Origin of the sequence: Paenibacillus dakarensis, assembly GCF_001373415.1 — a bacterium.
GTDB lineage: Bacteria > Bacillota > Bacilli > Paenibacillales > Paenibacillaceae > Paenibacillus_AQ > Paenibacillus_AQ dakarensis.
In genome coordinates this window covers 1-14,987 of the sequence record NZ_CDSE01000091.1, presented here as the reverse complement: position 1 = coordinate 14,987, position 14,987 = coordinate 1, and the positions used below count along the sequence as shown (strand labels likewise).

The window sequence follows — 14,987 nt, the reverse complement described above, 5'->3', positions numbered from 1 at the left end:
CCCATTTCCTATGTAATTTCGGCCTTGCTTATATCAACTAAAAAACACAAAAAAACCGTTTCGAATGAGCCTCACTCATTCGAAACGGTTTTTTCATTATTCATAAATGCCTAAACACAGCTTGTCTATCCAAAAAAACCTAAAGTTGATTTTGTTTAATGAATCGGGTAAGACGATCCTCAATCTCATTGCTTCTGCGAAGCTTGAAGCAAGCGGCCGCCTCTTGTCTTGCTTCTTCCGCATCAGTATTCAAAATCCGGTGTTTAACTTTCAATAAGGATAACGGGGACATGCTTAAATTCTGGACACCCAATTCCAGCCAGAGCGGAATAGCGCGTTCATCCCCGGCAAGTTCCCCGCATACGCTGACAGGTATTTCGGCCTGTTTTGCCGCTTCCACCGTGGTCCGAAGCATACGCAGCACCGCAGGATGGAACGGCTGATACATGTGAGCGATTTGCTCATTCATTCGATCTACAGCAAGAACATACTGTACCAAATCATTCGTTCCAATACTGAAAAAATCCACCTCATCAGCTAACAGATCAGCTATAGTTACTGCAGCCGGAACTTCAATCATGATACCGACTTTAATATCAGGATTATAAGAAATTCCCCGGCTATCAAGATCAGCCATTGCCCGTTTAAGGATCTCATTAGCCTGGCGAACCTCATCTACCGATGAAATCATAGGATACATTACTTTAACATCCCCGTAAATGCTTGCCCTTAAAATAGCGGTTAACTGTGTTTGAAGCAGTTCTGTCTGATCCAGGCAGATACGGATTGCCCGGTAACCCAGGACCGGATTTTCTTCTTCCGGCAGCGAGAAATAATCGAGCTGTTTATCGCCTCCGATATCCAAGGTACGAATGACAACCGATGATCCTTTCGCTTTCTCTGTTACTTGGCGATATACTTCAAACTGCTCATTTTCAGTAGGGAATGCCGCTCGGTCCATATAGAGAAATTCGGTTCGAAAAAGGCCAACACCATTTGCCCCATTATTAAGAGCCATATCCAATTCCTTCAGGGAATTCATATTTGCAGCTAGATGGAAGTACGATCCGTCCTTCGTCACCGCATCCACAGAAGACAGCAGCTGAAGCTGCTCTTTCTTCTTCCGCTGTTCAGCGTGAATGCTTATATACCGTTCCAGAACATGCTCTTCCGGATTGATATACAAATGCCCATGATCACCGTCTACGATAAGGAACTCCCCTGTCTGAATCGGCTTATCGAGGCGGCTTTCGATACCGGATACAAGCGGAATTCCGATCGCTCTTGCCATGATGGCGGAATGTGATGTCATACCCCCTGACATCGTCACGATCCCTAATACATGAGAAGGGTTGAGATGTGCGAGCTGGGATGGTGAAAGTTCTCTGGCCACCAAAATATATGGCTGTGTATCTGACGGCAAGGTCACTTCAGGTGCACCTAATAAATGCTTGAGAAGACGATTGCCAACATCCTTGATGTCGATTGCCCGCTCTTTCATATATTCATCATCCAGCAAATCGAACATCGAGACGAAATGGTCAATTGCTTCCTTTACGGCAACCTCAGCCGCTTTATATTGACGTTCAATCAAGCCCTGAATCTCATTCATAAATACCGGATCTTCCAAAATAGCAAGATGGGCATCAAAAATATGAGATTCCTCATCCCCCACCATTTCCTTGAATTCGTTCTTGATATATTCTATTTCATTCTTGGAGGTCCGTATGCCTTCATAAAGGCGCTCGAACTCTTTGGCTAAATCGACGGCGTCAATTTCAGTATCCGGCAGATCAAGCTCCCAATGGGGAAGCACAAATGCCTTTCCGAACGCAACGCCTGCTGCTGCGCCAATGCCCTGTATCATGATTCTCTACCCCCAGCGTGACTTTCATTTAGTACGACTGACATAACCGAAGACTGTCCTTTTTTAACCGATTTGAACGGTGCATAATTCCAGGACCTTACCTTATCCGGATTCGTGATCACCATAGGTGTAGCCAGTGATGCCGCATGTGTCTTTAAATATGCCAGATCGAATTTCACAAGCAGCTGCCCCGGCTCCACGGCGTCTCCCTCGCTGACAACAGCCGTAAACGGCCCTTTCAGCTGTGATGTATCAATACCGATGTGAATAAGGACTTCCAGACCCTCCTGTGTAGAAATGCCGATAGCATGCATTGTAGGATATACATGCATGACCGTTCCGTATACAGGGGAAACCAATTCCCCCTTCTCCGGGATAAAAGCCACACCGCTGCCAACCAGCTTCGCGGCAAAAATATCATCCGGCACGTCCTCAATCGGAAGCATTTTTCCCTGGACCGGAGCGCTGAACAGTACCCGCGGAAGATCACGCTGCATCAGCTTATTGATTTCCTCCCGGATCAGTTCCGAATACGTTCCGAACACGACCTGAACATTGCCGCCGCCCAGCTTAATAATACCTGCTGATCCAAGCAGTTTAAGTGCATTCGTATCGATTTGACGATCATTGTAAACGGTCAGCCTCAGTCTTGTCATACAGGATTCCACCTGAACGATGTTCTCCTTCCCTCCCAGTGCATCCAGAATCAACGGAGCCTGATAAGGAATATTGCCAGCCCAACCTTCAAGCGCAGACCCTTCCTCCCGCCCTGGTGTCGGAATACCAAACCTTCGAATGGCCCAGCGGAACAGGAAATAATATATGAGCCCGTAGACGACTCCAATCGGAATCAGAAGCCAAGCATTGTGCGATAAGTGAAAGTTGATGACGTAATCGATAAATCCTGCAGAATATGAAAAACCATGATGAATATTAAATATGTACGTCAAAACCATCGCAAAGCCAGCCATTAATGAATGCAGCACATATAAATATGGTGAAGCGAACAGAAAGGCAAACTCAATCTGCTCTGATACACCCGTCAGGAAACATACAAGCGCAGAGCGCATAAATGTTTTCTTAACTTTTGGCTTCAAATCTTCCCGGGCTTCCTGAATAATTGCAAATGCAATAGCCGGAAGAGCAAACATCATAATCGGGAACAATCCGGCCATAAAATCTCCGGCTGTCGGGTCCCCTGCGAAGAAACGGGGCAAATCCCCTTGAACGATGACCCCGTCTGAGGTCTCATAAGTCCCTAACTGGAACCAATACACGTTATTTAAAATATGGTGGAGACCAAAGGCCGTTAACACACGATATAAAATACCGTATAAAAACAAGCCAAATCCACCCATATGCACGGTTAACGAATAAAAAGCTTCAAACCCTCTTTGAATAACTGGAGCTGCACTTGTCATTCCCCATGCAAATACAGCTGAAAACAATCCCATAATCAGCAGTACAAAACGAGAGCCTCCAAAAAATTGTATCGCTTCTGGAAGCTTAATATGTTTAAAACGATTGTAGACGATACTCGAAACAACGCCGAATATAATACCAATCAAGGTTGACGGCTGTACACTGCCATCGCCGGTTACCGAGATGACCTGACCGTAAATAAACATACCTGCCAGCGCAGCAAGCCCTGCAGGTCCACCCTGATTCGACAGTCCCCAAGCAACCCCGATCGCAAATAAATAAGGCATGAAATAGAATACACCGTGACCAGCCGCAGAAGCGACCTCACCCAGGGATTCTACTCCCCATGAAGCCCATGGCAAGCTTCCTATACTAAGCAGAAGAGCTGCCGCAGGAAGAGCCATCGTAGGAAGCATGACCGCTCTGCCTAATTGCTGTAGAGATCCCAACCAATTCAAGGCGAGCCCTCCTTTCTATTCTAGATGGTAAGCGCTGGACTGCATTTTGTCAAAATAAATGGGGTCCATAAAAAAAGACAGGCCCTTGTGTTAGGAACCTGCCAGAGTCAGATTAAAACAACTGATTATTTCCCGCCTAGTGTGATGGAATCCTCTACCTTTATACAGCGGTCCATGATTGCTGTCATTCCATGCTCATCCGCTATAGAAGCAGCTTCATCGCTCACTATTCCTTGCTGAAGCCATAATACCCTGGCCCCGATCTGTGCAGCTTCACGGGCTACCTCAGCGCAGTACTCGCTTCTTCTAAACACATTAACGATATCAACAGGCTCAGGAATGTCCTGAAGGGAGGAATAACACTTCTCCCCCAAAATTTCGTCTGCGTTCGGATTCACCGGAATAATCCGGTATCCCCGGTTCTGCATTGCCCGGGAAACCATATATGAGGTGCGGTCAGACTTGTCTGATAAACCGACTACGGCTATGTTTCCGGCATTTCGTAATATTTCTGCGATTTGTTCACGTGAAGGATTTTCAAATGCCATCTTCTAGTCCTCCTAGACCTTTATTCATTCTTATTTACCCAATCAACATTAGCACCAAGCGCCTTCAAATGGTCAAAGTACTGTGGATATGACTTGGCAACATGGTGAGCATCTTTAATCACAAGAGGCTTCCTGGAACGCAGTCCTACGACGGTCAGAGCCATAATCACCCGGTGGTCGTAGTGTGCGTTAATCTCTACACCGCCTTCAACACCTTCGGGCCGTCCATGAACAATAATTTCTGACTGCTTCTCTTCTACTAATGCCCCGGCTTTTCGAAGCTCATTCAGATAATCCGTAATCCGGTCACATTCTTTATACCGAAGATTCTCCACATTGTAAAAACGGGAGGTTCCATCCGCGAACACCGCTGCAGCCACCATAGCCAGCACCGCATCCGTTGCGGTATCGCCGTCGAATTCCAGTGCATGCAGTTTGCCGTTCCCCTGTACACGTACATTACCATTCTCATGTGTCAGAGGGACATTCATCATTTTTAGAACATCAATAATCGCTCGTTCACCTTGTTTGCTGTCTTCGGAGAGATTTCGGATGGTTACGTCTGATTGCGTGACCGCTGCTGCGGCAAGCACGGCTGCTGAGCCGGGGTAATCCCCTTGAACCGTATAGGTCTTGGCCTGATAAGCTTGTCCTCCCGGCACCCGGAAATGCATATAATCATCAGAAGCATGAATCACAATACCTGCCTGTTCCAATACCTCAAGCGTTTGTCCGATTACCACTTTGGATTTCAGGTCCCCAGTAACTGTAATTTCACTGTCCTCAGACAGCAGCGGAGTTACAAAAAGCAGTGCACTCAAGTACTGTGAGCTCACCGAACCCGATACGGAAATGTGCCCGCCTTTCGGCTGACCGCCCCGAATCGTAATGGGAAGCCGTCCATTATTATGCTCTACCTGAATCCCCAGTTGACCAAGAGCTTCAATCAGATCATCATGAGGACGCTTGCCTAATGAATCCGGATATGTATTCACAAAGGTTACTTCTCTGGACAGCGAGGTGACGCCCATTAAAAATCGAAGCACCGCTCCGGCATTACCGACATTCAGCTCTTTTACCTCTTTCGGAGAACGGCCGAAACCTCTGATAACCGCTTTCTCTTCATCCTCGTAAAGGTCAGCTCCCAAATCCTGAATGCAGCGTCTCATCGCATCGCTGTCTTCGCTGTGGGCCGGGTAATAAATCGTGCTCTCACCTTCTGCAAGTGCGGCAACAAGCAGATAACGAGTCGTATAGTTCTTGGAGGATAAGGCTCCAATTTCCCCTTTTAATTCCGCAGTCGGTCTTACGATAACATCCATTTATGTATTCTCTCCTTCTTTGAAATAAACATTAGTCTCCATCTTGTCCAATCTAAAAAACGTTAAATTGACAGGCAATTCTCCACTTCTGTATCATGAAAATATAGATAAAGACATACTACCTTTTGAAAAGAGGGACATTTAATGAAGCCCATTCCCCAAATTGAACCTTCCGAGCTCAAACGCCGGCTCCAGAACGGAGAGAAAATCCACATGATTGATGTTCGGGAAGACGATGAAGTTGTACATGGAATGATCGCCGGTGCCAAGCATATCCCCATGGGAGACATTCCAAGCCGGTTCAATGAAATTCCCCGAGGCTCTGAAGTTGTTTTCGTCTGCCGCAGCGGCGCGCGCAGTCAGCGTGTATGTGAGTTTTTGAGCCAGCAGGGAATCGACAATGTTGTCAATATGAAAGGCGGCATGCTTCAGTGGAATAACGAAGAATAATGCGTGCTGCGAATCTATTCTTCGACGTTTGCAGGGCGGGAATGCCCCCGCTCTCGCTGATCCAGAATCAGCCGATGAAGCTCAGCCGCGGTAATGCGCTAAAATATTTAGGGCTACTTCATTGGCGGAATAGCCTGTTGTATCTACCGTAACATTGGCAAATTGATAGCAATCTTTCCGCTCTTCCATTATCTTTCGCACTCTCTCCTTCAGATCCCCCGCCAAGAGCGGACGGTTCACATCACCGCGAACACGCTCGACGATAACAGCTTCTTCAGCCGTCAGTGCGGCAACCCAGCCCTTGCAGCTCATGAGCTCACAGTTTTCTTTGCGAAGCACAGCGCCGCCTCCGGTAGCGATAACGACTCTGTGACGCTGCAGAACTCTTTTCAGAACGGCAGCCTCGGCGTTTCGAAAAAACAGCTCGCCCTCCGCCTCAAACATGGCCGGTATCGATTTCCCTACCGCTTTCTCAATTTCGGAGTCCAGATCTACAAGCGTATAATTCAAGTGCTGTGCGATAATACTTCCCACGGTGCTTTTTCCTGTTCCCATCATGCCGATTAGAATGATATTGCGGTCTGTCTGATTCAATTCCTCACCTCGTTTATTGCATTCATCCTATTAAACTTTTTCATATCATACCACAGGCCGAAAAGATTGGACAATCCAAGGGTTCCAGGCGAATAGAAGTTACTTGCAGTGCTTCATACATTTATAATCTATAAGTCTATGTAATGAATTTTCATCATATAAATGAAATACAAGCGGTCTTAAACAAAGTGCCGAAGTGTATTCAAATTGTGATGAATCAGGAGTGATCTAGAACCCATGTCCTATGACAAGAACACAAGACCAGAACTACCTAAAAGACTCAGTACGATTCTCGGCCCCTCACACCCTCTATGCCGGGAGGATATCATCTGGGTTCTCCATTATGCACAAAAAAAAGTGGCCTTGAAAGACCCAGCGCTGCTGGAGCTCTCAAAGCCACGTATACTTCAAATATTTAACAGCTACTGCGAAGCAGCGATGCTGCTTCTAGGCAGCCATGCGCATTTCCACGCCGACGATGATGATATTCGCGCTTGTCTGCGTGATCTTGTTTTCGGATTAACCGATATTAATCCATCCAGTTAAAATGGAACACGCCTTCCTTGTCTACACGTTTAAAGGTATGCGCTCCGAAATAGTCACGCTGAGCTTGAAGCAGGTTCGCAGGGAGATTAGCCGTACGATAACTATCGTAATATGCCAGTGCGCTCGCGAAGCCTGGTACCGGAATACCAAGAGTTACTGCGGAAGCAACCACTTTGCGCCATGCATCTTGGTAATTATCGATAATATCTTTAAAGAACGGATCCAGAAGCAGGTTCTTTAGCTCCGGATTGTTATTGTATGCATCGGTAATATTTTGCAGGAAGCGGGAACGGATGATACATCCCCCACGCCAGATTTTTGCAAGTTCACCATACTTGAGATCCCAGTTGTATTCATCCGAAGCTACGCGGAGCTGTGCAAAGCCTTGAGCGTAAGATACGATTTTGCTCGCAAACAGTGCTTTGCGGACATTTTCAATAAATTCTGCTTTGTCGCCGGAGAAGCTTTCTGTTTTTGGACCGTTCAGAATCGTGCTTGCGTGTACACGCTCCTCTTTCATTGCAGAAAGGAAACGGGAAAATACGGATTCTGTAATCATGGATAATGGTACGCCGAGATCCAGGGAGCTTTGGCTTGTCCATTTACCCGTACCTTTTTGACCAGCTGTGTCTAAAATAACGTCAACCATTGGCTTGCCAGTCTCTTCATCATATTTCGAGAAGATATCTGCTGTAATTTCAATCAAATAGCTGTCCAGCTCGCCTTTATTCCATTCGGAGAAAATAGCTTGTAATTCCTTGGCATCCAGTCCCAGTACATCTTTCATGAGTTGGTAAGCCTCGCAAATCAGCTGCATATCCCCGTATTCAATTCCGTTATGAACCATCTTCACATAGTGGCCGGCACCATCCGGTCCGATATATGTACAGCAAGGCTCTCCGTTTACTTGGGCAGAAATCGCCGTCAGAATCGGTTCAACCAGTTCGTATGCACTCTTCTGGCCGCCAGGCATAATTGAAGGACCCTTAAGCGCGCCTTCCTCTCCACCAGAAACCCCGGTTCCGATAAAACGGAAGCCTTTAGCTTCAAGCTCTTTATTCCGGCGTACGGTATCAGGGAAGTAAGCATTTCCTCCATCAATGATGATATCCCCTTGATCGAGGTGTGGTAGAAGCTGTTCTATCGTAGCATCGGTAGCTTGTCCAGCCTGAACCATAATCAGAATTTTACGTGGAGTTTCAAGTGACTCGACAAATTCTTCGATTGAATAGGTTCCCTTCAAGTTCTTACCTTCTGCTTCCTTCATCAAATCCTCTGTTTTTTGCGGAGAACGGTTAAATACGGAAACGGTGAAGCCTTTGCTCTCGATATTAAGAGCCAAATTTTTACCCATTACAGCAAGGCCGATCACACCAATTTGTTGTTTATTCATCTGGTTCTCATCCTTTACTCCATTATATTTATACGCAGCTCATCCTTGACAACATCTCGTCACGGATGATTAACAATACACCTATATTAACGTTTTTACGCGGAGAAGTGAACCCCTGACCGAAAACAGACCGCGCGAAAACACCCCTTAACGTCCGAGGTGTTATTCGTGCATTTTAGTTTGCAACAGAAAATCTATTACCATTCAAGACGCAAAAGCTCCAGTGAGAGCTCACGAAGTCTTTTTTTGCATTCCTCTGCGGCAGTTTCATCTCCTGTTTGGATCGCCAGATGCAGCTTCTCCAGCTCGTCATCAGCTTCCAGCCTGCACAAAAGCACTCGCCGCTCGCCTTCCTTCGACTCGAACAGACGAACCATCTCCTGCTCCGTCATTGGCGTTCCTTTCTGAAAAAGCACGCGCTGCCGGTATCCGGAAATTTCGACGAGCCTGATCACCTCACCGAATAAGATATTTTCAATTAATATCTGGCGGTCCTTGAACCTCTTTACGACGGCATGGCCCCGCGTATTCTCAATTAATTTCTCCATCCATTCAGCAAGCTTCGGATCCCTGATCATATAGTCTCCCACTAGTTTATACCCTCTGCCTGTTCTCTGAAACCGCAGCTTTACAAGCTTCCGACCCGTTCGAATCGATATGACAAACTGGACATCGTTCTCACTCCAATAAAGGGAATACCCTTCTTGGATCAATTCTTTAATCAAGACTTGGATATGCCGGCGGTCAAACCGGAGCTCCAGATTGCAATACTCCACTTCCTCGCTCTTATTCACGGCACTCCCTCCCCGTAGTCTTTCTTCTATTTAACGCGGCTTCGAGTGATGATCCTGATGAGCTGCTTTTGACGTTGTCTTATCTATATCTTATACTTCATCTTATGTAACGGTAACTTGGTTTATTGACTATTTTTACGGTCCATTGAAAAGACCCTGCCTTGAATCAACCCGGCTGCCGGGATGCCGCTTTCGGTGATCCTGCCAGTAACATTCAGTAGTTGTCCCATAACCTGCGTTATAACTTCACACAAGGGGGTTAATATATGAGTTTTACAGGATTCAATACAGATGATTTTGATGTGTTTACAGTTCCAGGGCTGGAAAGCCGAATGGAGGTTCTGATTGAACGGGTCCGCCCGAAGCTTGAAAACATTGGTGCTGAGCTTGCTCCATACATATCCGCTCTGTGCGGCGAAGAAATGTTTGTCCATGTTGCCAAGCATGCACGGCGCACGGTCAATCCACCTATTGATACTTGGGTCGCCTGGGCTGCAAATAAACGCGGTTACAAGGCGCTGCCGCATTTCGAGGTCGGCATGTTCGAATCCCATCTATTCATCATTTTCGCCATCATCTATGAAAGTCCTAACAAAACGATATTCGCCGGCAATCTTGAAAAAGAACTGTCAAATATTCAATCCATGCTGCCTAAGAAATATTACTGGTCAACCGACCATATGAATCCGGACGGGATATCGCATGCAGATATGAATGAAGAGCGTTTAGGCGCCCTGATCAACAAACTGAAGCAGGTAAAAAAAGCCGAGGTCATGTGCGGTCTTCGTATTCCCCGCGAGGAAGCGGTTAAGCAGAGCGGTGACCAATTGATTGAAACGATCCAGGAGACGTTCGAGACGTTGCTGCCTTTATATCGAATTGCATTTTAGTCTCTAACACCTGATTAATTCCAAAAGCAGGCCCCTCAAGATTATATCCTGAAGGGCCTGCTTATTTTTGTTTAACCTGTCTGAACGGGAGGAGCATGACGCCGGGACAAAAAGAGATGAATGATAAACAGAATCCCCATAATTATACCGCTAGCCACGAATGGCGCCCCATGTCCAACTCCGTCCCAAAGCCAGCCAGACAAGATGGGTCCAAACACCATTCCTGAGCCTTGCAACGTTAAGAAGAAGCCCCACACCGTACCCCGCTCTCCTTTTGGAACCAAATTGGCGACAAATGTATTCCACGCCGGCAAAATCATAGCGTAAGCGATACCGACTAAGCTTACTAAACCAAACACTATCGGCAATGATTTGAAGCTTGTGAATATGCACAAGGTAATTGCGCAGAGCAAAAACCCCGCATTCAGAAACCGGGTTGTCCCAAACCGGTCAACAAGCTTTCCTGCCGGAATAAGTGCAAGTACCGTAATTCCTCCACCGACGATAAGCAAGAGGCTGTATTGATTCGGAGAAATACCAAGCTCATTACTTACATATAGCGTTATAACGGGACTCAGCAGACCAATCACAGAGGATTGCAAGAATAACGCGGGGTAAACCAGCCAGCTGACATTCAGCGTTGCCTTTACCTCATGCAGTGTAGCTTTAACGCTTGTCCGCAGCTTGCTCAAGCTGTTTCTCAATCTGTTTCCTTGTACGTGTACAGCATCATACCCCTCTGCTATAGAAGGACGCTTGATTTTACCCGGAAGCAGCAGCGCAGTAAGCACGAGCACAATGCCCACCCCAATCATGATCAAGAAAGCGGTCTGATAATTTTTGGAGGTATGCTCCATTATAAAATTCATTGTGATTGGACCTGCACCGGTACCGGCAAGTGCCGCCGTCTCCAAGGCTCCCATAGCCGTACCATTGCTGTTATTCGGGCCTGAGATTTCTGTAGCTCCTGTCATAGCACATGGCCACAATGGAGCTGTACCTATCCCCAGAATCAGGCATGCCAGCGAAAGCCAAAAGGGCCCGTCTGTAAACGCAATGATGACCACCCCAGCAACCACCATAAACAGAGCAGCAGCCATGGTGGTTTTGAATCCAAGACGCTCTGCAATCCACCCTGAAGGACTGCGAAACAGATTATCACCCAGATATTGAAGAGCAAAGGAAATCCCGATGATTGTGCCCGATACACCAAGAACATTTTTCATATATACCGGGAGAATTGCAACAAGTAAAGAGCCTTTAATAAATTCGACTAAAAAAATGATCGCTAGCAGTTCTAAGAAAAACGGCGACAATAATCTGCGTTTGCCGGCCGAAGAAATGACTTCTGTCATCTGCTCACATCCCATCCTCCATACTATAATAGCGCTTATGTGTATTGTTTCCTGATCTCCGGAAGAAATGCCTGAAGATTCCTTTGCTTGCATTCCCCCCTTATTTTGCTATACTCAATTTTGTTTATATGAAACATAAATCGACCATCTTAAACTATTTCACACACACAGAAAGGTTGTGACAGCGCCCATGGACCATAGCCGTACACCGCTCTTCACTGCGCTCAAGGAACACGCGGCCAAAAACCCCGTGCAATTTCATATTCCCGGTCATAAAAAAGGTATAGGTTCTGATGCCGAATTTCGGGATTTTATAGGGGATAACGCCCTATCGATAGATTTAATTAATATCGCTCCACTCGATGACCTGCATCAACCTACAGGTGTGATCGCAGAAGCGCAGCAGCTTGCGGCAGATGCTTTTGGAGCCGACTATACCTTCTTTAGCGTACAAGGAACAAGCGGCGCTATTATGACAATGATCATGACCGTCTGCTCCCCAGGGGATAAAATAATTGTTCCCCGTAATATCCATAAATCCGTCATGTCTGCTATCATTTATTCCGGGGCTAAGCCAGTATTCGTATCCCCTGCGCAGGACCCTAACATAGGGATCGACCATGGTATTACAATCAGTTCAGTTCGCAAGGCGCTGAAAAGACATCCTGATGCGAAAGCCGTACTTGTCATCAATCCGACTTATTTCGGTGTGAGTGCTAACCTGAAAGAAATTGTAGATCTTGCACACAGCTTTAATGTGCCGGTGCTGGTTGACGAAGCACACGGTGTGCTGATTCACTTCCACGAAGACCTTCCAATGTCAGCAATGCAAGCTGGAGCCGATATGGCTGCAACAAGTGTGCATAAGCTTGGAGGATCCATGACACAGAGCTCTGTGTTGAATGTAAATACTAAGAATGGTTATGTAAATCCGTTCCGGATCCAAACGGTTATCAGTATGCTTACCACAACGTCAACTTCATACATTTTACTCGCCTCACTCGATACGTCACGGCGAAACCTGGCACTTCACGGGCATGAGATCGCTGCCAAGGCCATTGAGCTTGCACAATATGCACGCCAGTCTATCAACCAAATCGAAGGCCTGTACTGCTTTGGAGCGGACATACTGGGAGGAGAAGCCACATACAGCTATGATCCGACCAAGCTAACCATACATGTCCGTCATCTGGGGATTACCGGCTATGAAACAGAGAACTGGCTTCGCGAACATTACAACCTTGAGGTTGAGCTTAGTGATATGTACAATATTTTGTGCTTGGTTACACCAGGGGACACGCAAGAATCTATTGAAATTCTGCTTACAGCCCTGCGTGATTTATCCAAGACCTACAATAATGTTAATGAAATTAACGAGCTGGTTGTCAAAATTCCGGAAATCCCTCAACTTTCCCTGATTCCCCGGGATGCATTCTATGGAGATACAGAAGTCATTCCATTCAGGGAATCAGCCGGACGAATTATTGCCGAATTTATTTATGTATATCCGCCAGGCATTCCGATCCTTCTGCCAGGCGAGGTTATCTCTCAGGATAACATTGATTATATTGTGGACCATGTAGATGTTGGCCTGCCGGTTAAGGGACCGGAGGATCGCAGCATTGAGAACGTTAAGGTTATCGTTGAAGCGGATCCAATCTTCTAACTGGCCAAACAAAAAGCCCCGGTGTAATTCACCGGGGCCTTTATAATTACACAATACCTATTCTTGAGCTGCTACAAGCTCGTTATAAGCTTCTTCAACTGCATTCCATTCTTCTTCATCTTCAATATTGTAGAGAACCATTTCTTCATTCTCTTCTTCCATACGCAGAATAACGCCGTCTGCTCCTGGATTATTACGTTCAAGAAGAAGCGCATACAGTTTCTCACCGACATCAAATGTTTCTACAAGCACCATTTCTACGTCGTTGCCCTGCTCATCCGTCAAAGTAAGCACAAACTCTTCATGCTCATGGTCGTGGTCATGATCGTGACCGCAGCCACAGTCAGCTCCGTGTTCATGTTTGTGATCGCTCATTGAAAAAACCTCACTTCGGTTAAATTATCATACTTCCGTATGGTAACACGGAAGTATAACAAGGTCAATTTGTCAAGCCCTGCTGTATTACTTCAGAACGGTAATAACTTTCTCTGAAACTTTAACAAACTCAGAATCAGACGAAGATTTGATGTAGAATCCAACCGAGTATTTACCGATTGTATTAAAATCATAGGTGAAATCATAGGTGCGGAACCAGAAATTATCACTTTTATTGTCTTTAATATCTTGAGATTGTATATCCCTCACTTTTCCTGACGGATCTGCTATGGCCACTTTCACCGAATGTATGTCATCCGTTAAAGTATCAATCTGACTAAAAACATTAAATTTCAGCTTTCCACGGTTTACATTCCCGAATGCAGTATCTCCTTTAAACAAGAAGATATGTACATTGGGCTTGATGATATTCACTTTTCCATGCTTTTTATCCCATGTCACAGCACTGTCTGTATCCCGGGCCGGAATATATATTTTGTTGTCAATCAGATAACCGCCATCTTTCAGTTCTTTGCCGTTGAACCAAACACGGACATGTTCATCAAATGAGTCGGCAAACAGAAAGGATCCCCCGCCCATTAATGATATAAGCAAAGTGCAAATGGCTATTTTCTTCCATTTATTTTTCATATAAAAAATAACCTCCGTATTACTTTTTCTAGTTGTTATATGTTTATACTACAAGGCAAAAAGCAAAGTTGCGCGGTTGCTTAGAATTCCTTGGAAATTTTTTTGGACGTGGTTTAAAATTCCTGTTCACCAGCCTATCATCAGATAGTTCGGCAGGTCCATACCGGGATTAATCCGAATAACCCGTGTAAATATTTATGAGATCCGATAAAATATACGTATACCTAATCAAGACATCCTAATTACATCTGGAGGTTGAGTATATTGTCACTGCATTTACAAATGTTAGGTACCGGTGGTGCTTTTGCCAAAAATTATTTTAACAACAACGCCCTTATCTTCGATGAAGACTTCACTCTTCTTCTCGATTGTGGAGTAACGGCGCCTAGAGCGCTGCATCAACTGGGGCGATCCTTTGAATCCATTGATGCGGTGCTCATCACACATATCCATGCGGATCATGTCGGCGGTCTGGAAGAAATGGCATTCAAGCTAATGGCGCAGTACAGCCACAAAAACAGACAGAAAATCCCGTTATACATAGCTGAATCGCTCGTCAAACCCCTATGGGAGAACACCTTGCGCGGCGGGTTATATCAGGAAGGCTACATTACTTGTCTGGAGGATATTTTTGATGTTCGCCCGTTAACGGCAGG

The 14,987-nt window shown here is 45.8% G+C and carries 15 protein-coding genes; 5 read left to right on the top strand and 10 right to left on the bottom strand.

Annotated features, from left to right (window positions below):
- Positions 1 to 139 precede the first annotated feature (139 nt).
- From ptsP to aroA, 4 genes are all read right to left on the bottom strand, one after another.
- A complete protein-coding gene (gene ptsP / locus BN1234_RS19720) occupies positions 140 to 1,867 on the bottom strand; it encodes a phosphoenolpyruvate--protein phosphotransferase (protein ID WP_054958347.1) in 1,728 nt (575 codons plus the stop codon).
- On the bottom strand, positions 1,864 to 3,747 hold the full coding sequence (locus BN1234_RS19715) for a glucose PTS transporter subunit IIA (protein ID WP_054958346.1): 1,884 nt from the start codon (positions 3,745 to 3,747) through the stop codon (positions 1,864 to 1,866). Before BN1234_RS19715 ends, ptsP begins: the two co-directional genes overlap by 4 nt.
- Before the next feature lie 125 nt (positions 3,748 to 3,872).
- Entirely contained in the window at positions 3,873 to 4,295 is a 423-nt protein-coding gene (locus BN1234_RS19710) for a CoA-binding protein (RefSeq protein WP_054958345.1), read from the bottom strand.
- A 20-nt stretch (positions 4,296 to 4,315) separates the two neighbouring features.
- Positions 4,316 to 5,617, bottom strand: a complete 1,302-nt coding sequence (gene aroA, locus BN1234_RS19705) for a 3-phosphoshikimate 1-carboxyvinyltransferase (protein WP_054958344.1) — start codon at positions 5,615 to 5,617, stop codon at positions 4,316 to 4,318.
- 144 nt (positions 5,618 to 5,761) lie between these two features.
- Between aroA and BN1234_RS19700 the strand changes: the two genes are divergently transcribed.
- Positions 5,762 to 6,067, top strand: coding sequence for a rhodanese-like domain-containing protein (locus tag BN1234_RS19700; RefSeq protein WP_054958343.1), 306 nt, complete (start codon positions 5,762 to 5,764; stop codon positions 6,065 to 6,067).
- A gap of 81 nt (positions 6,068 to 6,148) precedes the next feature.
- Here BN1234_RS19700 and BN1234_RS19695 read toward each other — a convergent pair whose 3' ends face one another.
- Positions 6,149 to 6,661 (bottom strand): shikimate kinase, encoded by a 513-nt coding sequence (locus BN1234_RS19695; protein WP_245640228.1) that lies wholly within the window; start codon positions 6,659 to 6,661, stop codon positions 6,149 to 6,151.
- Between the two features lie 237 nt (positions 6,662 to 6,898).
- Here BN1234_RS19695 and BN1234_RS19690 point away from each other — a divergent pair, with 237 nt between their 5' ends.
- Entirely contained in the window at positions 6,899 to 7,207 is a 309-nt protein-coding gene (locus BN1234_RS19690; protein ID WP_054958342.1) for a hypothetical protein, read from the top strand.
- Here BN1234_RS19690 and gnd read toward each other — a convergent pair.
- Together gnd and BN1234_RS19680 are read right to left on the bottom strand one after the other, a co-directional pair.
- Positions 7,191 to 8,600: an NADP-dependent phosphogluconate dehydrogenase gene (gene gnd, locus BN1234_RS19685; RefSeq protein WP_054958341.1), complete on the bottom strand. Its 1,410-nt coding sequence runs from the start codon at positions 8,598 to 8,600 to the stop codon at positions 7,191 to 7,193. The genes BN1234_RS19690 and gnd overlap by 17 nt on opposite strands.
- Positions 8,601 to 8,797: 197 nt before the next feature.
- Positions 8,798 to 9,394, bottom strand: a complete 597-nt coding sequence (locus tag BN1234_RS19680) for a YkzI domain-containing protein (protein ID WP_054958340.1) — start codon at positions 9,392 to 9,394, stop codon at positions 8,798 to 8,800.
- A gap of 266 nt (positions 9,395 to 9,660) precedes the next feature.
- Between BN1234_RS19680 and BN1234_RS19675 the strand changes: the two genes are divergently transcribed.
- The gene (locus tag BN1234_RS19675) at positions 9,661 to 10,284 is read left to right on the top strand and encodes a YktB family protein (protein ID WP_054958339.1); all 624 of its coding nucleotides are present in this window, start codon (positions 9,661 to 9,663) and stop codon (positions 10,282 to 10,284) included.
- 71 nt (positions 10,285 to 10,355) lie between these two features.
- On the opposite strand, the gene BN1234_RS19670 is transcribed toward BN1234_RS19675, so the two are convergent.
- Positions 10,356 to 11,639 carry an MFS transporter gene (locus tag BN1234_RS19670; RefSeq protein WP_054958380.1) on the bottom strand — a complete coding sequence of 428 codons (1,284 nt, stop codon included), beginning with the start codon at positions 11,637 to 11,639 and terminating at the stop codon, positions 10,356 to 10,358.
- Positions 11,640 to 11,829: 190 nt separating this feature from the next.
- Between BN1234_RS19670 and BN1234_RS19665 the strand changes: the two genes are divergently transcribed.
- A complete protein-coding gene (locus tag BN1234_RS19665) occupies positions 11,830 to 13,305 on the top strand; it encodes an aminotransferase class I/II-fold pyridoxal phosphate-dependent enzyme (protein ID WP_054958338.1) in 1,476 nt (491 codons plus the stop codon).
- A gap of 57 nt (positions 13,306 to 13,362) precedes the next feature.
- Here the strand turns inward: BN1234_RS19665 and BN1234_RS19660 are convergent, their stop codons facing one another.
- The gene (locus tag BN1234_RS19660) at positions 13,363 to 13,680 is read right to left on the bottom strand and encodes a DUF1292 domain-containing protein (protein ID WP_054958337.1); all 318 of its coding nucleotides are present in this window, start codon (positions 13,678 to 13,680) and stop codon (positions 13,363 to 13,365) included.
- Positions 13,681 to 13,767: 87 nt separating this feature from the next.
- Positions 13,768 to 14,331 (bottom strand): hypothetical protein, encoded by a 564-nt coding sequence (locus tag BN1234_RS19655; protein WP_054958336.1) that lies wholly within the window; start codon positions 14,329 to 14,331, stop codon positions 13,768 to 13,770.
- A 264-nt stretch (positions 14,332 to 14,595) separates the two neighbouring features.
- Between BN1234_RS19655 and BN1234_RS19650 the strand changes: the two genes are divergently transcribed.
- Positions 14,596 to 14,987: MBL fold metallo-hydrolase (locus tag BN1234_RS19650; protein ID WP_156337282.1), on the top strand; the 392-nt coding region annotated here is incomplete at its 3' end.